The organism is Idiomarina sp. D18 (assembly GCF_057748155.1).
This window is the reverse complement of sequence record NZ_CM173240.1, coordinates 435,502-451,680: the sequence shown is the minus strand read 5'-3', so window position 1 is coordinate 451,680 and position 16,179 is coordinate 435,502. Positions and strand designations below refer to the sequence as shown.

Sequence of the window (16,179 nt, the reverse complement as noted above, 5' to 3'; positions counted from 1 at the left end):
TGTGTTTGACTTGTACAGTTCTGTGGAATAGCAACCGAGGCCAGACGTTTTAGCTTATGAACCTATTTTATATTGTGTTCGCGCCAATGATTGGTGCTTTGATTCCTTTACTGCTTCGACGAACGAGTCGACCTGTAAAGACGATAGCGACGATTGCAATACCCATCTCATGCATTTTGGTTGCATGGCCACTTGCCCAGCAAACGCTGGCAGGAGATATTCCCACAGCCATACAGCAGTGGCTACCGAATATTGATTTTGACCTTGCCTTCCGTCTGGACGGCTTATCGCTCCTGTTCGTTAGCCTTATTCTCGGTATCGGTGTGTTGATTGTCCTATACGCCCATTACTATTTGTCTAGTAAAGATAATGACAGTCGTTTCTACGCCTGTTTATTACTATTTATGTCGTCAATGCTTGGCATCGTCACAGCCGATAATGTGCTGTTGATGTGGGCATTCTGGGAACTCACTAGTATATCGTCATTCTTGTTGATAGGTTATTGGTATCATCAAAGTGACGCTCGTCGTGGCGCGCGCATGGCACTTGCAACAACAGGCGCCGGTGGACTAGCACTGCTCGCTGGCTTGCTGATTATTGGGCATATTGCCGGTAGCTACCAGTTGGACGCAATATTTGCCGCGAAAGACGCAATTCAAGCACACAGTTTATATATCCCTGCACTCATTCTGGTATTGTTGGGCGCATTTACTAAGTCAGCTCAATTTCCATTTCAGTTTTGGTTGCCTCATGCTATGGCTGCACCAACGCCTGTAAGTGCTTACTTGCACTCAGCCACGATGGTTAAAGCCGGTATATTTTTGCTTGCGCGCATGCACCCTGCTCTGGCGGGAACCGAGTTTTGGTTTATTACTGTTACGCTCATTGGTCTGATCACAATGTTAGTCGGTGCTTATTTCGCACTACTTAAACACGACTTAAAAGGGTTATTGGCCTTCTCAACGGTAAGCCATTTAGGCCTTATTTGTATGTTGCTTGGAATTGGCTCACAGGCTGCTGTGATCGCGGCGCTATTCCACGTGATTAATCACGCGTGTTTCAAGGCTGGGTTATTTATGACCGCCGGCATAATTGACCATGAGGCTGGCACGCGAGATATGCGCAAGCTACAAGGTCTACTCAAGTTTATGCCGATTACCGCGACGCTTGCGATGATCGTCACTGCATCGATGGCTGGCGTGCCTCCTTTTAACGGTTTTATGTCTAAAGAGCTTTTTTTGGATCAAGCTCTCAACCAACATCTGTTCGGTGGATTAAGTTGGTTTGTTCCTGTACTCGCCACCGTGGGCGCAGCACTATCGGTCGCTTATTCTATTCGGTTTATTCATGATGTGTTTTTTAATGGTGGATACAAGGAGCTTCCAAAACAACCTCATGACCCGCCGAAAATGATGGCATTGCCGGTTCTTATATTGTCACTCATGTGCATTATCATAGGGCTACTCCCAATGCTCACGGTGTCCGGTATATTAAACCAAGCAGTAAGTAGTGTTGTACTCGATAACATAACGGTAAAACTGGCACTCTGGCATGGTTTCAACCTCCCACTGTTGATGAGCGCCGTCGCTATTGTAGGTGGTATTGTTATCTACAGCCAGCGCGATCAACTGTTTACGTTTAATCGTCAGTTTGAAGGGCAAGATGCCAAGCATAACTTCGAGCGTATCGTGCAGTCGATATGCGATAGTGCCAACAAGTTGTTCACGTATATAGATACGGGCTCGTTACAGCGCTACATGGCGTTAGTACTTATTTCCGTCATCGTACTGGTAATTCCGCAGTTGTTTGAAATAGTGACTTTGGAAGGCTCGAGAGAACAACTGCCCGTTGACTTTGTTTCTATTGTCGGTGCTTCTGTGCTCATGGTTGCAGGCTTTGCCACGGCTGTTTTGCATCGTCACCGTTTTATTATGCTTATGATGCTTTCAGTCGTCGGGCTTGTGGTATCGATATCCTTCGCGCATTTCTCGGCCCCCGATCTCGCTATGACACAGCTGGTCGTCGAAGTAGTCAGCATTATTCTCATGGTACTTGCATTATTTTTTATGCCGCAGAAAACAGCCCGCGCGTCAACCGGGCATCGTGTATTTCGTGATATTTTAATCGCAAGTTTAATCGGTGGTATAGTTGCAACACTAAACTACGGGATCCTGACGAGTGACTTTGAAACGATTTCAGATTTTTTCATTGCGAATGCAAAAACAGGCGGTGGTGGCACTAACGTCGTCAACCTTATCCTAGTCGACTTTCGTGGCTTCGACACTCTCGGTGAAATTACAGTTTTAGCTATTGCCGCAGCGGGAATTCATAAGTTACTCAATAAGCTCAAACCGTTCATGCCGTCGAGCGATATTGATGGACGACCATGGCATCGTATCAAACACCCGCTGATGCTCACTAACGTTGCGAACTTAATCCTTCCGATGGCAATGGTGGTAGCGGTCTACATCTTCCTGCGCGGCCATAATCTGCCCGGAGGGGGCTTTATCGCCGGTCTTATCGCGGCCTCAGCAATGATCCTCCAGTACATTGCTAACGGTGTAGACTGGGTGAAGGAACGATTTAATGTAAATTACCAATCACTCATGTCGTTTGGCGTGATGATTGCGGCATTAACAGGCGTTGGTAGTTGGTTCTTCGACCGGCCCTTCCTTACCTCTTGGTTCACATATTTAAAATGGCCGCTTGTTGGTAAGTTTGAATTCGCAACTGCGTTATTGTTCGATTTGGGGGTATTCCTAACCGTAATTGGAGCCACCATGATGATTTTAAGTAACTTTGGGAAAATGACAACGCGTCATCGTCCGCGTCAGGAGGGGAACTAGATGGAAACATTATTCTCAGTGACCGTTGGTGTTTTAACCGCCTGCAGTGTATTTCTGATCCTAAGAGGTCGTTCATTTCCTGTCGTGGTTGGAATAACCATGCTCTCGTATGCGGTCAACTTATTCCTATTTTCCACAGGCAGGCTCACCATTGACGGTGCACCTATCTTAGGTACGAACACCGAATACGCCGATCCGTTACCGCAGGCACTCGTGCTGACGGCAATTGTAATAGGTTTTGCGATGACCGCGTACTCTGTCATTTTGGCGGTTCGTACACGGGGTGAAATTGGAACGGATGAAGTGAACGAACAAGATAGTGGGGAGTCTTCACGCTGATGTGGCAACAACACCTAGCAATTTTACCAATACTGATACCCTTATTCACAGCGCTACTGCAGCTATTACCCTGGGGCGACCGTCCTCAGCCTAAACGGCGCGCGCTTGGTTTAGCATCAAGTATTCTTACGCTCGTTTGTGCCGCATTATTACTTGTGCACGTTAACCAAAACGGCATGTTAGTCTATGCTTTGGGTGACTGGTCAGCTCCCTTTGGTATTGTACTTGTACTGGATAAACTCAGTACCTTAATGATCCTATTAACCGCTGTATTAGCACTGCCGGTGCTGATCTATGGTTGTTATACCGAAGATAATCTAGGCTCCCATTTCCATGCACTTTTCCAGTTCCAGGTAATGGGCATCATCGGCGCCTTTGCCACGGGCGATCTTTTTAACTTATTTGTCTTTTTCGAGGTGTTACTAATCTCGTCATACGGACTAATGATGCATGGCGGTGGCAAATTCCGGGTACGTTCGACGCTCCATTATGTACTACTAAACTTGCTCGGTAGTGCACTATTTTTGATTAGTGTGGGCACCTTATATGCAACAACGGGTACACTTAACATGGCCGATATGGCGGTTAAGGTGGCTCAGTTATCAGGTGACGAGGCCGCATTGGCGAGAGCTGGAGGCTTCATGTTGCTCGCTGTGTTTGGTATTAAAGCAGCGATTCTTCCGCTACACTTTTGGCTACCGCAGGCCTATTCGACGACCACGGGAGTGGTTGCTGCGCTCTTCGCAATAATGACCAAAGTCGGCGTCTATTCAATCATTCGTGTCTACACACTTATCTTTGGGCCCGAGGCGAACGAACTCGTTTGGCTCGCAGCAGACTGGCTATGGATACTCGGTATATTGACGTTAATATTTGGCATTATTGGCATGCTAGGTACCCGTGACTTTAGATTACTTGTTGCTTATTTAGTTATCGTTTCGGTAGGCACACTATTAGCAACTTATAGCTTTAGCTCTGCTGCGGGAATCAGTACAGCCCTGTTCTATTTAATTCATTCAACAGTGATCACAGGCGCTTTGTTTTTGCTTGCCGACGTCATGGCATTCGAACGTGGAAAAACAGCTTCTCGTATCGTTACAGGCAAACGTATGGCAAATCACAACACCTACGCCGTTATGTTTCTGATTGCGGCCATCGCAATTATCGGCTTACCTCCATTAAGTGGATTTGCTGGGAAACTCATGATTTTACAAGCCGCACCGGTCTCAACGAGTGGTTTTTGGTTGTGGGGGACAATGCTACTTGCCACCTTAGTGATGTTAATAATGATGAGCCGAACTGGTAGTAAAATGATTTGGCATACTCTGCAGGGTAAACCGAATGAACAATCAGCTCCTATAGGAAAGCGTGTGGCAATCGGGATGTTATTATCGCTCTCATTGATATTAACTATATTTGCTAACCCTATCCGTGACTACACCGATAGTGTTGCTGACGAGTTACTCGATACGCAATCTTACCCGACCACAGTCATTGCGCCTAGTAGCGGCGAGGAGAACCAATATGAGTAAAGTGTTTCCAGCTCCATTTCTAACACTAAGCTTATTTGCCATATGGTTGCTGCTATTTAATTCAATAGCACCTGGTGTGGTGATCCTAGGTTTAATTATAACGACCTTAATACCGCTTTTGTTACGGCCCGCTTGGCCTGATTTTAAAACTATTAAAAAGCCACATTTGGCGCTGGTCTATCTCGTTATTTTGATTTTCGATATTATCGTGGCCAACTTTAAAGTGGCTGCTTTAATCTTAGGCCGTAGAAAGCACCTCAAACCTGCTTTGTTTGTATTCCCTCTGGATATGACAGACGAACTGCCTGTAACAATTTTGGCGAGCACTATTACTCTGACCCCTGGAACAGTGTCTTGCGAAATTACTCGGGGTCGCCGAGGCATACTAATCCATGCTTTTTCTGACGAGACACCAGAAGAAACGATTAACGTGATACGTCAGCGCTACGAGCGTCGCTTGAAGGAGATATTCCAATGCTAACGACTGTAATTCACATAGCGTTCGTACTGTTTAGTTTGTCGATTATAATGAACTTCTGGCGGCTTGCTAAAGGTCCTCATCTACCCGACCGAATTCTTGCACTGGATACAGTGTATATAAACTCGTTAGCACTGCTGTTGTTACTCGGCATCTATCAAAATACACAAACATATTTCGAAGCAGCTCTTTTGATTGCAATGTTTGGTTTTGTTAGCACGATTGCAGCGGGTAAGTTTTTACTCCGTGGTGATTTAATTGAATAAAAGAGGAAACCAATGGAAGCTTTAAATCAATTACCGTTGTGGGTACAGTGGGTGATCGCTTTCTTCATCTTAATTGGTGCGGTATTTGCCTTCATCGGTTCGCTTGGTCTTGCAATATTACCTGACTTTTTTACACGCCTACATGCGCCAACTAAAAATACTACCATGGGAATTGGTGGGACAGTAATAGCAGCAATCATATCGACCTCGGCACAGGGCACTCTCACACTCAACGAGTTGCTGATAGCCATTTTCCTATTTCTAACTGCTCCTATCAGTGCTCACATTCTTGCCAAAGCAGCGCTTCACACCGAGCTCCCAAAATTTGCGCCGACACGAGATTTGCGTGATAAAGAAGACGCCTATCAACATGAAACAGACAAATAAAAAGTGGCGCCGAGGCGCCACTTTCTGCGTTGGATCAAAGTAACTAACCCTTAGAAGTAATAACCAAAGTTAATATTAAAGCGATCATTTACTTCACCACCATCAGTAGCAATATTGCCTCCAATGAACGGTTGGTTCTTGGCCTTCACGTAATCGATATACGTATAAAAACCACCGCCTGCTGCTACGGCGACGCCTAGAACATTCATCCAAGTATCGTCCTGGTAGCCGCGCTTATCGGTTATAATGCTATGATCATTATAGAATGTAAGCGAAGTTATCGGTCCAATGTTTACCGGCAACGTATAGGCCACATTCCCTGTATAAACTTTGGCTTCAGTTGGGATAGCATCATAGTAGGCATAGGCACCCATGTAGACGCCACGATTTTCAACCTTTAAGTCATACTCGTAGTCAGCGTACTGTAGCTGAACATTCCAAGGACCATTGTTGTAGTTACCGTGAACACCCCATGCAAAACGATTACCGACGTTTTGGTTTTCATATTCTTGTGCAGCAGTAAAGCCTTCAGCCGCCGAACCTGAATAGAAATTATTACCTTGAGCCGATACACCGATCTCTAAGTTTTCTTCATCACTGAACGTAAACTTGCGAGCGGCACGCAATGCATAACTATTGCTTTCACCAATCGGTAACCCAGGTGTGTCATAAGCGCCCTGACCCGGCAGACGAATACCTACAGTATCGTAGTTGTAACGCGCTGTACGGTCTGTTGCTGAGCCATCAACACCACCCTGTTCATCGGACTTGTGATAAGCGATATCGAAATCCCAGTCATCACCGCGGTAAAGGAATCTAATACCGTTATCGTGCTCATCCTCTAGCCCAATATAAAATGTTGAGTTGAAAAAGTAGCTGTGAGAGTTGTAAGGCATATTACCAAATGGCACTTTAACAACGCCAATTTGGCCTTGCCACTTATCGGTAAAGTTGTACCCAAACCAAGCGTGCTTCACGACGTCTTGATACTGGAACCAGCGGTATTCAGCAGAGAGAATAACGTCACCGATTTCACCATCAAAATTCAAACGGAAAATATCAAAATCTAGGTCGCCCGTGCGGTTTTCATTGTCACGGTCATAGTTATTGTATTCGTATTGAAAACGAACGGCACCGTGTACTTTAATTGGCCAATTTTCGTTTTCTTCCGTTTTCTCTTCGAGCTTAGCTAAGCGTGCCTGAACCCCTGAATCAGCCACTTCTTCGCTTTGCATACGACGAGACCGTTTGGATTTATTAGCATAATCTTTTTTGGACATCATCTCTTGATGATGTTCCTTCATTTTTTCTTTAGCTTTTTCTTGCTTAGCTAAACGCGCCTCGAGATCTGCCAGCTTTTGCTTTAATGCCTCAATCTCCTGCTGAACCGACTCCTGATCCTGCTGCATCGGTACAGCGTAGACTGGGCTGGCAGCCAGCATTGAGGCGGCTAGCACCCAACTTTTCGTCATGTTGTGCTCCTTACTTTAGATGAAAATACGGGTAACGTTATTATTTTGTCATAAAGTATACCGTAATAAACTTTATTTAGATCAAAAAAAAGACCTCCGCAAGGGAGGCCTTTGTATATATTGTTACGAACTGCAATTAGACAATTTCAGCACGTTCAACGATTTCGAGCAATGCCCAAGATTTATTCTTGGAAAGAGGGCGTGATTCGCGAACAATCACGGTATCGCCCATCTTGCACTGATTCTCTTCATCATGTGCGTGTACTTTAGTTGTACGCGAGATGTATTTGCCGTAGATCGGGTGCTTAACACGACGCTCTACCGCTACAGTGATGGTTTTATCCATCTTGTCGCTCACAACTTTGCCTTGCAGTGTACGAACACGTTTTTCTTCAGCCATTACGCACCTGCCTTCTCATTTAAGATGGTTTTAATACGTGCGATATCGCGACGTACTTGCTTCATCATGTGAGTCTGATTCAGCTGACCTGTTGCCGCTTGCATACGCAGGTTGAACTGCTCACGACGCAAGTTCAGCAATTCTTCTTGCAGCTGCTCAACGGTTTTTTCTTTAAGTTCACTTGCTTTCATCACATTACCGTCCGAGTAACAAAAGTGGTTTTGAATGGCAATTTACGTGCCGCAAGGCGGAACGCTTCACGTGCCAGTTCTTCAGAAACACCGTCCATTTCGTACAGTACGCGACCTGGCTGAATCTGTGCTACCCAGTATTCAACGTTACCTTTACCTTTACCCATACGAACTTCTAATGGCTTCTTGGTAATAGGCTTGTCTGGGAATACACGGATCCAGATTTTACCTTGACGCTTAACGTGACGAGTCATCGCACGACGGCCGGCTTCGATTTGACGCGCAGTCATACGACCACGGTCAACTGCTTTTAGTCCGAAGCTTCCGAAGCTGACTTTGTTACCTGATTGCGCAAGACCACGGTTACGGCCTGTGTGAACCTTACGGAATTTTGTACGCTTTGGTTGTAACATATCGTCTCCCCTTACTTACGGTTTTTGCCGCGTTTTGGAGCTGGTTTTTCCTCGGTTGGAAGTCCACCAAGAACTTCGCCACGGAAAATCCAAACTTTAACGCCGATGATACCGTAAGTGGTATTCGCTTCAGAAGTTGCGTAATCGATGTCTGCACGAAGTGTGTGCAGAGGAACGCGTCCTTCACGGTACCACTCAGTACGTGCAATCTCTGCACCGCCCAAACGACCGCTTACTTCGACCTTGATACCTTTAGCACCAAGACGGATAGCGTTTTGAACAGCGCGCTTCATAGCACGACGGAACATAACACGACGTTCCAACTGACCTGAGATATTATCAGCAACAAGTTGCGCATCCAATTCTGGCTTACGCACTTCAGAAATGTTGATTTGCGACGGAGCGCCAGTCAACTTCTGAACTTGTTGGCGAAGCTTTTCAACGTCTTCACCTTTTTTACCGATAACAACGCCAGGGCGTGCAGTATGAATAGTCACACGAACACTCTTAGCTGGACGCTCGATAACGATACGAGATACTGATGCGTTGCGTAGTTCTTTAGTCAGGAACTTACGTACCTGATGATCACTGTGCAAGTTGTCAGCAAATTCGTTTGTATTCGCATACCAGGTTGCATTCCATGGTCTGGAGATACCTAGGCGAATACCATTAGGATGTACTTTCTGACCCATAATTTATCTCCTAGCTATCCGACACGACCACAGTAATGTGGCTGGTGCGCTTAAAGATACGATCCGCACGGCCTTTGGCACGTGGCTTGATACGCTTCATGGTCGGACCTTCGTCGACGAAGACGCGAGCCACTTTCAGCTCATCGATGTCCGCACCTTCGTTGTGCTCCGCGTTAGCGATCGCTGACTCAAGTACTTTCTTAACCAAGCCAGCGGCTGCTTTAGGGCTGTACGCAAGAATGTCCAGTGCTTTTTCAACTGGCAAACCGCGAATTTGGTCAGCAACCAAACGGCCTTTCTGAGCAGAAACGCGGGCGAATTGGTGTTTAGCAATAGCTTCCATCACTTTCTACCTCTTACCGTTTCTTCGCTTTCTTATCAGCAGCATGGCCGCGATAAGTACGGGTTGGTGCGAATTCACCCAGCTTATGACCGATCATTTCGTCAGAAACGAATACCGGTACGTGCTGACGACCGTTGTGTACAGCGATAGTCAAGCCGATCATATCTGGAATAATCATTGAACGACGGGACCAAGTCTTAATTGGCTTTTTATCCCCGGCTTCCAACGCTTTCTCCACCTTATTTAGCAGGTGAAGGTCAATAAATGGACCTTTTTTAAGAGAACGTGGCATGTTAAATCCTCAACTCTTATTTGTTGCGACGGCGTACGATGAACTTATCAGTACGCTTGTTCTTACGGGTTTTGTAGCCCTTAGTCGGAGTACCCCAAGGTGTCACTGGGTGACGACCACCAGAAGTACGACCTTCACCACCACCGTGCGGGTGATCAACTGGGTTCATCGCCACACCACGAACGGTAGGACGAACACCACGCCAGCGCTTCGCGCCCGCTTTACCCAATTGACGCAGCATGTGTTCTGCGTTACCCACTTCACCGATGGTCGCTCGACCTTCAGACTGTACACGGCGCATTTCGCCAGAACGCAAACGGATAGTGACATATGCACCATCACGCGCCAGGATTTGGCCATACGCACCTGCTGAACGAGCCAGCTGTGCACCTTTACCTGGTTGCATTTCGATTGCGTGTACTACAGTACCTACTGGGATGTTGCGCATAGGTAAGCTGTTACCCGCTTTAATTGGCGCATCAGAACCTGAAGCAATGCGGTCGCCCACATTCAAGTTCTTAGGAGCCAAAATGTAGCGACGCTCACCGTCTGCGTACAATACCAATGCGATATTCGCTGAACGGTTAGGATCGTATTCAATACGCTCTACCTTTGCAGGGATACCGTCTTTATTACGCTTAAAGTCGATAATACGGTAGTGATGTTTATGACCACCGCCGATGTGACGTACAGTGATACGTCCATTGTTATTACGACCGCCCTTCTTGCTGTTTTTGTCCAGCAATGGAGCAAAAGGCTTGCCTTTGTACAGGTCCTGACCGACGACTTTTACGACGTGGCGTTGACCCGGAGACGTAGGCTTACTTTTAACTACAGCCATGATAATTCCTCCTGTTACTCAGCGCCGCCAACGAAGTCGATGTCAGCACCCTCTTTCAGGGCCACATACGCTTTTTTCCAGTCGCTACGTTTACCGAAGCGGAAACCAGTGCGTTTAGATTTACCCTTAACGTTCACTGTGCGTACGTTTTTAACTTCAACTTCAAAAAGTTTTTCGACAGCTGCTTTGATTTCGGACTTAGTCGCATCTTTAGCTACTTTGAAAACTACAGTGTTGTAGCCTTCAGCAGTCATGGTGCTTTTTTCCGAAACGTGAGGTGCCAAGATTACATTAAGTAAACGTTCTTCGCGCATCATGACAACACCTCCTCAAGCTGCTTAACTGCGTCAGCAGTCATCAGGACGTTTTCAAACGCGATTAAGCTTACTGGGTCGATGCCTTGAACATCACGTACGTCAACTTTATGCAAGTTGCGTGACGCAAGGAACAAGTTCTCGTCAACTTCTTTAGTCACGATCAAAACGTCGTTCAGGTTCAATTCTTTCAACTTCGCAACGAGTTGTTTAGTCTTTGGCGCTTCAAGCTCAAAGTTCTCAACAACCTGCAAACGGTCTTGACGAATCAATTCTGACAGGATGCTTTTTACAGCACCGCGGTACATTTTTTTGTTAACTTTCTGTTCGTGGTTTTGCGGTTTCGCCGCAAAAGTAGTACCACCTGAGCGCCAGATTGGGCTACGGATAGTACCGGCACGTGCACGACCCGTGCCTTTTTGACGCCATGGTTTCTTACCACCACCAGCAACTTCAGAACGAGTTTTCTGAGCTTTGGTACCCTGACGAGCACCCGCTGCATATGCAACAACTACCTGGTGGACAAGTGCTTCGTTGAACTCACGTCCAAAGGTAGCTTCGGAAACCTCAAGAGCGCCTTTTGCGTCTTTCAATGTTAATTCCATCACCATTCTCCTCAGACGTTACGCCTTGACCGCAGGTTTAACGATCACATCGCCACCGGTAGCGCCAGGGACAGCACCTTTAATCAATAAAAGGTTGCGTTCAGCGTCTACACGAACCAACTCAAGTGATTGAGTTGTCACGCGCTCGTTACCCATTTGACCGGCCATTTTCTTGCCTTTGAAAACTTTACCTGGTGATTGGTTTTGACCAATTGAACCAGGAGCACGGTGCGATAATGAGTTACCGTGGGTAGCGTCTTGAGTGCGGAAGTTCCAGCGTTTAACGGTACCAGCAAAGCCTTTACCTTTAGACGTACCTGTAACATCCACTTTCTTAATTTCTGAGAATACTTCTACTGTAATCTCAGAACCTACTGCGAAATCATCGCCTTCGCCGTCTTCTAAGCGAAATTCCCAAAGACCACGACCTGCCTCAGAACTCGCCTTAGCAAAATGACCTGCTGAAGGCTTGTTTACGCGGCTAGCTTTCTTTTCGCCTGTGGTTACTTGAAGCGCACGATAACCGTCAGTTTCCTCAGTTTTAACCTGAGTCACGCGGTTAGCCAGCACTTCGATCACAGTAACAGGAACAGAAGCGCCGTCTTCCTGGAAGACACGCGTCATTCCTACTTTACGACCGACTAGACCTATAGCCATTGTTAAAACCTCTCGTGTGTAATCCTATTACTGCCCACTTAACCCAAGCTGATCTGTACATCAACGCCAGCTGCCAAATCCAAACGCATTAACGCGTCAACAGTTTTGTCAGTTGGGTCCATGATATCGATCAGACGCTTGTGGGTGCGGATTTCGTACTGGTCACGCGCATCTTTGTTTACGTGTGGAGAAATCAGCACGGTGAAGCGTTCTTTCCGAGTTGGCAGTGGAATTGGTCCACGTACCTGCGCGCCAGTGCGTTTTGCAGTATCAACGATCTCTGCAGTTGACTGGTCAATCAGACGGTGATCGAACGCTTTCAATCGAATCCGAATTCTTTGATTAGCCATAAAAAATCAAAGCCTCAAATTAAAGAGCATTTAAAAAAGAGCACAGACAAACGCAACCTCCCTGGCACATACCGGGGGTGCGATTATCTACGTCAACCATTCAATCCCCTATCGGGACTGTTGTGGAACACCAATTAAGCAAGTCGCTAAACTTAAACAAAAATTGATGTGGTCGCGAATTATACAGCTTCGCGACCGGTTGTCAACATTTAGCAGTAAGTAGGTCGCGCCTATGGCGCGACTTTAGGGGTGTGACTTGCGCCAAAGGCGCAAGCTACCCAACGGGTAAGTGTTACTTCGCGAGGTCTTCTACCTGCCGCCAGACGCGCATTAAATTGCCACCCAAGATCATTTTAATTTCTTCATCGGTGTAACCGCGGTCTAGCAAACCCTGAACCAAGTTAGGATAACTCGACACGTCTTTCAAACCTACAGGTAAGGAATCACCTACGCCATCGTAGTCCGAGCCAATCCCAATATGCTCAACACCAATCAACGCTTTCACATGGTCGATATGGTCTAGGACTTGGTCAAGCGTCGCATACGGATATGGGTTGTTGTTCTCGATCTCCGCAATACGCTGCTTTGCTTCCTCAGACTCTTCGCCATACTGTTCTTTTACTGCCTCAATACGCTTTTTAAGCATATCGCGATAGCGGTTGGCTTGCTTTGCAACAAATGAAGACCCAAAGTTGATTTGAATGACACCGCCGTTTTCACCAAGCTTTTTCAGCATGTCGTCACTCATGTTGCGTTCAAAACCTGGTGTGTACTGACGTAAAGACGAATGTGACGCGATAACGGGCGCCTCACTGATCTCGATAACTTGATAAAACGCATCATCGGAGATATGTGAAACATCGACCATCACACCGATATCATTCATTGCTTTCACAAGCTTCTTACCAAAAGGTGATAAACCATCCCATTGGCGACGGATATCGTATGATGAATCCGAGATATGGTTGGACTGTGAGTGCGCCAACGTAATGTAGCGAATACCGCGCTTGTAGAAGTGCTCAAGGTTGGCAAGATCACCCTCGATGGGGGTGCCGTTTTCCATTCCCAAGGCAATAGACATTAAGCCTTTTTCAGTGTTTTCCTTCACTTGCTCTGTCGTATAAGCCATAGCGAATTTATCTGGCGCACGACCGACGAGAGCCTCCATACTATCAATAAGCTCATTCGCTAGTTGAATACTCCCACCACTCTGTTCGTAATGCGCAGGAATATAAATTGACATGAAAGGGGCATTTAACCCGCCCTCTACCGCTCTTGGATAATCAAAATCTCCACCCTCGGTAGCGACGGTCACATCCTCCCACTCGTTATGAATACGATAGGGGACGTCGATGTGCGTATCGATAAGTAGGTTTTCTTTCGCTAGCATACGTGCTTTATCACTAGCGGTATATTCTTCAGCAAAACTAGATGTTGCGGTAGCGACAAGTGCCGCTAGTGCCGTCATTGTAATTGTCTTTTTTAACATGCAAGTTCCTTAACACAACCAAAACAGAGAACTTGCAGATTAACAAAACTTTAACCCTGACGCACTAGCGATGAACTCGCGGCGGTCACCGCACCGATGATAACTGTGCCTAACACCGGTGCGATTAACCAAACCAACCACCAATGAGTGAGATACGCCATGGTGATTACTCGCTTTTGTTGTCGTCGTTTGACTCAGCTGAGTCATCCCGTGATTCACGTGAAGCAAGGGCTTCTTCGCTAAACAGTTCAGTAGTGATTTCATCGAGAGTGGATACAACAGCATCTTTTGATGCTTGCCACAGTGACTCAGAAATTGAACTGACCTCAGTTTGAAGAGCGCTACGGATGCTACTCTCTTGACTATCTTGAGCCATTGCAGGGACTGAACTCAATGCGGCAACGGCTGACAAAGTGATAATAAATTTTTTCATGGCTGTGCTCCTTTGAAGGTAACGTATTAATTAAGTCGCTATTACTCTTTCAAAGGTTGTGCCAACTTTATAAAAATTATAACACCTTGTTTTTAAAGAATTTTTAAAACAGTTAGTTTTATTACTTTCTTTGGCTTGGTGAAAAAATCACACCGCTTTACAAAACACACTAAATTTTAGTCAATATCGCTACTGAATATCAGCAAGACGTAAGGAGCTATCTGTCCGGAACTCAATAGCGCCCTCAATAAGCGCTTCAGCATCATTTAAACGAGGCCCTTTTATACTCAAGAACTGGCGCCATTTTTTTCCGCCGGGCTGTCCTTGGAAAAGTCCAAGCATGTGACGCACAACGTGCCACGCGCGACCACCTGCGGCAATGTGTTGCTGAATGTACGGAATCATCTGACGCGCCACACTTTCTCGTGAAATAGAGGTAGGGTTTGATGTATATAGGGTTTCTAACTCAGTCAACAACCACGGGTTCTGATATGCTTCGCGTCCAATCATTACGCTATCCACATGGGCTAAATGTAACTGAGTCTCTGCTAGCGTTTTAATGCCGCCATTGATAGCTATCGGTAATTCGGCGTAGCGTTGCTTCGCACGATAAACGCGGTCATATTGCAAAGGCGGTATTTCTCTATTCTCTTTCGGGCTTAACCCATTGAGCCAAGCCTTCCGCGCGTGAAGTGTGAGTTGATCAGTGCCTGCCTCGACACAAGCATCTAGAAATTGATATAAAAACTCATCGCTATCGTGCTCATCAATCCCTAGACGGGTTTTAACCGTCACTGGAATGTCTACTTCGGCTTTCATCGCCTTAATGCAATCACTGACTAATTTCGGTTGTGCCATCAAGCAAGCACCAAAACTGCCATTTTGAACTCGGTCTGAAGGACATCCTACATTAATATTAACCTCGTCATAGCCGCGAGTTTGCGCTTGAACTGCACACTGTGCCATTGCGCTCGGATCAGCGCCACCCAATTGAAGCGCAACGGGATGTTCCTCATCGTTGTAAGCTAGGAAATCTTGCTGACCATAGATAATGGCGCCAGTGGTCACCATATCGGTGTACAACAATGTATTGGGGCTTAATAAACGATGAAAGTATCGACAATGGCGATCCGTCCAATCCAGCATCGGGGCGACTGAAGCAAAATGAGGGTATAGCTTTGACAACGAAAACTCCTGTAGCTTATGGCGGTAACGCTAAAAACTCGACTGGCTATGTGAGGTGCCATTATATCTGTTTTATATTGTTCAGAACACCACGTTAGTTCCGAAATAGGACGATATGATTTACACTTTAGTAAAAACGATTATTGTGTCGAGCGTTGCTTGGCTGATAAATCTAATTACAATCAAAGCCAGCAGATGAAAAGGTCATATATGGGAACTATCGAAACAGAGCGATTAATTAGTAAGGCCGAGAAGCTTTGTCAAAACCGTGGCGCGCGATTAACGTCTACGCGTCGTGAAGTCTTTCGTATTCTGGCAGCTCAAAAAGGTGCGGTTGGTGCCTATGATTTGCTTGACTTGCTCAAGGGCTCTGTTCCTAACGCAAAGCCGCCAACGATCTACCGTGCGCTCGACTTTCTTCAAGAGCAAGGTTTTGTTCACAAGATCACTTCATCGAATAGTTTTGTTCTTTGCTCGCATTTTGAGCATCAACACCCTGTCCAAATGTTAATTTGTGATCGCTGTGGAGATGTTCAAGAAATTCACTCTGAAGGCGTTTACTCCGAACTGCAATCGCAGGCTGAGGATCAGGGCTTTCTGGTCAAAGAACAAACCATAGAAGCACATGGTTTATGTGCTAAATGTCATTAGTAC

At 46.2% G+C, this 16,179-nt stretch carries 22 protein-coding genes; 7 read left to right on the top strand and 15 right to left on the bottom strand.

The genetic code is table 11. The annotated features are described in order from the left end of the window. Nucleotides 1-56 precede the first annotated feature (56 nt). The 6 genes from AC3AP5_RS02075 to AC3AP5_RS02050 are packed head-to-tail and all read left to right on the top strand — an operon-like array spanning nt 57 to nt 5,848. Entirely contained in the window at nt 57-2,846 is a 2,790-nt protein-coding gene (locus AC3AP5_RS02075; RefSeq protein ID WP_006956445.1) for a monovalent cation/H+ antiporter subunit A, read from the top strand. Beyond that, nucleotides 2,847-3,185 carry a Na+/H+ antiporter subunit C gene (locus AC3AP5_RS02070; RefSeq protein WP_006956446.1) on the top strand — a complete coding sequence of 113 codons (339 nt, stop codon included), beginning with the start codon at nt 2,847-2,849 and terminating at the stop codon, nt 3,183-3,185. Then, nucleotides 3,185-4,717 carry a monovalent cation/H+ antiporter subunit D gene (locus AC3AP5_RS02065; RefSeq protein ID WP_006956447.1) on the top strand — a complete coding sequence of 511 codons (1,533 nt, stop codon included), beginning with the start codon at nt 3,185-3,187 and terminating at the stop codon, nt 4,715-4,717. Before AC3AP5_RS02070 ends, AC3AP5_RS02065 begins: the two co-directional genes overlap by 1 nt. Continuing rightward, nucleotides 4,710-5,198: a Na+/H+ antiporter subunit E gene (locus tag AC3AP5_RS02060; RefSeq protein WP_006956448.1), complete on the top strand. Its 489-nt coding sequence runs from the start codon at nt 4,710-4,712 to the stop codon at nt 5,196-5,198. The genes AC3AP5_RS02065 and AC3AP5_RS02060 overlap by 8 nt, the downstream gene beginning before the upstream one ends. After that, nucleotides 5,192-5,461 (top strand): K+/H+ antiporter subunit F, encoded by a 270-nt coding sequence (locus AC3AP5_RS02055; RefSeq protein WP_006956449.1) that lies wholly within the window; start codon nt 5,192-5,194, stop codon nt 5,459-5,461. The genes AC3AP5_RS02060 and AC3AP5_RS02055 overlap by 7 nt, the downstream gene beginning before the upstream one ends. A gap of 12 nt (nt 5,462-5,473) precedes the next feature. Next, nucleotides 5,474-5,848 carry a Na+/H+ antiporter subunit G gene (locus AC3AP5_RS02050; RefSeq protein ID WP_006956450.1) on the top strand — a complete coding sequence of 125 codons (375 nt, stop codon included), beginning with the start codon at nt 5,474-5,476 and terminating at the stop codon, nt 5,846-5,848. Nucleotides 5,849-5,898: 50 nt separating this feature from the next. Here AC3AP5_RS02050 and AC3AP5_RS02045 read toward each other — a convergent pair whose 3' ends face one another. From AC3AP5_RS02045 to dusA, 15 genes are all read right to left on the bottom strand, one after another. Beyond that, nucleotides 5,899-7,320: a hypothetical protein gene (locus AC3AP5_RS02045; protein ID WP_006956451.1), complete on the bottom strand. Its 1,422-nt coding sequence runs from the start codon at nt 7,318-7,320 to the stop codon at nt 5,899-5,901. Nucleotides 7,321-7,456: 136 nt separating this feature from the next. After that, the gene (gene rpsQ, locus AC3AP5_RS02040) at nt 7,457-7,720 is read right to left on the bottom strand and encodes a 30S ribosomal protein S17 (RefSeq protein WP_006956452.1); all 264 of its coding nucleotides are present in this window, start codon (nt 7,718-7,720) and stop codon (nt 7,457-7,459) included. After that, on the bottom strand, nt 7,720-7,911 hold the full coding sequence (gene rpmC, locus AC3AP5_RS02035; protein WP_006956453.1) for a 50S ribosomal protein L29: 192 nt from the start codon (nt 7,909-7,911) through the stop codon (nt 7,720-7,722). Before rpmC ends, rpsQ begins: the two co-directional genes overlap by 1 nt. Next, nucleotides 7,911-8,324 (bottom strand): 50S ribosomal protein L16, encoded by a 414-nt coding sequence (gene rplP / locus AC3AP5_RS02030; RefSeq protein ID WP_006956454.1) that lies wholly within the window; start codon nt 8,322-8,324, stop codon nt 7,911-7,913. Before rplP ends, rpmC begins: the two co-directional genes overlap by 1 nt. An 11-nt stretch (nt 8,325-8,335) precedes the next feature. Further along, nucleotides 8,336-9,016: a 30S ribosomal protein S3 gene (rpsC, locus tag AC3AP5_RS02025; RefSeq protein WP_006956455.1), complete on the bottom strand. Its 681-nt coding sequence runs from the start codon at nt 9,014-9,016 to the stop codon at nt 8,336-8,338. A gap of 10 nt (nt 9,017-9,026) precedes the next feature. Continuing rightward, nucleotides 9,027-9,359, bottom strand: coding sequence for a 50S ribosomal protein L22 (gene rplV, locus AC3AP5_RS02020; protein WP_006956456.1), 333 nt, complete (start codon nt 9,357-9,359; stop codon nt 9,027-9,029). Nucleotides 9,360-9,372: 13 nt separating this feature from the next. Then, nucleotides 9,373-9,651, bottom strand: a complete 279-nt coding sequence (gene rpsS / locus AC3AP5_RS02015; RefSeq protein WP_026860408.1) for a 30S ribosomal protein S19 — start codon at nt 9,649-9,651, stop codon at nt 9,373-9,375. A 16-nt stretch (nt 9,652-9,667) separates the two neighbouring features. Continuing rightward, nucleotides 9,668-10,492, bottom strand: coding sequence for a 50S ribosomal protein L2 (gene rplB / locus AC3AP5_RS02010; RefSeq protein WP_110574985.1), 825 nt, complete (start codon nt 10,490-10,492; stop codon nt 9,668-9,670). 14 nt (nt 10,493-10,506) lie between these two features. Next, the gene (gene rplW, locus AC3AP5_RS02005) at nt 10,507-10,809 is read right to left on the bottom strand and encodes a 50S ribosomal protein L23 (RefSeq protein WP_006956427.1); all 303 of its coding nucleotides are present in this window, start codon (nt 10,807-10,809) and stop codon (nt 10,507-10,509) included. Continuing rightward, on the bottom strand, nt 10,806-11,411 hold the full coding sequence (gene rplD / locus AC3AP5_RS02000; RefSeq protein ID WP_006956426.1) for a 50S ribosomal protein L4: 606 nt from the start codon (nt 11,409-11,411) through the stop codon (nt 10,806-10,808). The genes rplW and rplD overlap by 4 nt, the downstream gene beginning before the upstream one ends. Nucleotides 11,412-11,429: 18 nt before the next feature. After that, nucleotides 11,430-12,068 (bottom strand): 50S ribosomal protein L3, encoded by a 639-nt coding sequence (gene rplC / locus AC3AP5_RS01995; RefSeq protein WP_006956425.1) that lies wholly within the window; start codon nt 12,066-12,068, stop codon nt 11,430-11,432. Nucleotides 12,069-12,106: 38 nt separating this feature from the next. Further along, complete coding sequence (rpsJ, locus tag AC3AP5_RS01990) at nt 12,107-12,418, bottom strand: 30S ribosomal protein S10 (protein ID WP_006956423.1); 312 nt, start codon at nt 12,416-12,418, stop codon at nt 12,107-12,109. Nucleotides 12,419-12,710: 292 nt separating this feature from the next. Next, nucleotides 12,711-13,907 carry a dipeptidase gene (locus AC3AP5_RS01985; RefSeq protein WP_286682688.1) on the bottom strand — a complete coding sequence of 399 codons (1,197 nt, stop codon included), beginning with the start codon at nt 13,905-13,907 and terminating at the stop codon, nt 12,711-12,713. 166 nt (nt 13,908-14,073) lie between these two features. Then, nucleotides 14,074-14,340 carry a hypothetical protein gene (locus tag AC3AP5_RS01980; protein ID WP_006957016.1) on the bottom strand — a complete coding sequence of 89 codons (267 nt, stop codon included), beginning with the start codon at nt 14,338-14,340 and terminating at the stop codon, nt 14,074-14,076. Between the two features lie 189 nt (nt 14,341-14,529). Beyond that, entirely contained in the window at nt 14,530-15,525 is a 996-nt protein-coding gene (gene dusA, locus AC3AP5_RS01975; protein WP_272977381.1) for a tRNA dihydrouridine(20/20a) synthase DusA, read from the bottom strand. Nucleotides 15,526-15,735: 210 nt separating this feature from the next. On the opposite strand from dusA, the gene zur reads away from it, so the two are divergent. Beyond that, nucleotides 15,736-16,176, top strand: a complete 441-nt coding sequence (gene zur / locus AC3AP5_RS01970; RefSeq protein WP_006957009.1) for a zinc uptake transcriptional repressor Zur — start codon at nt 15,736-15,738, stop codon at nt 16,174-16,176. Nucleotides 16,177-16,179 lie beyond the last annotated feature (3 nt).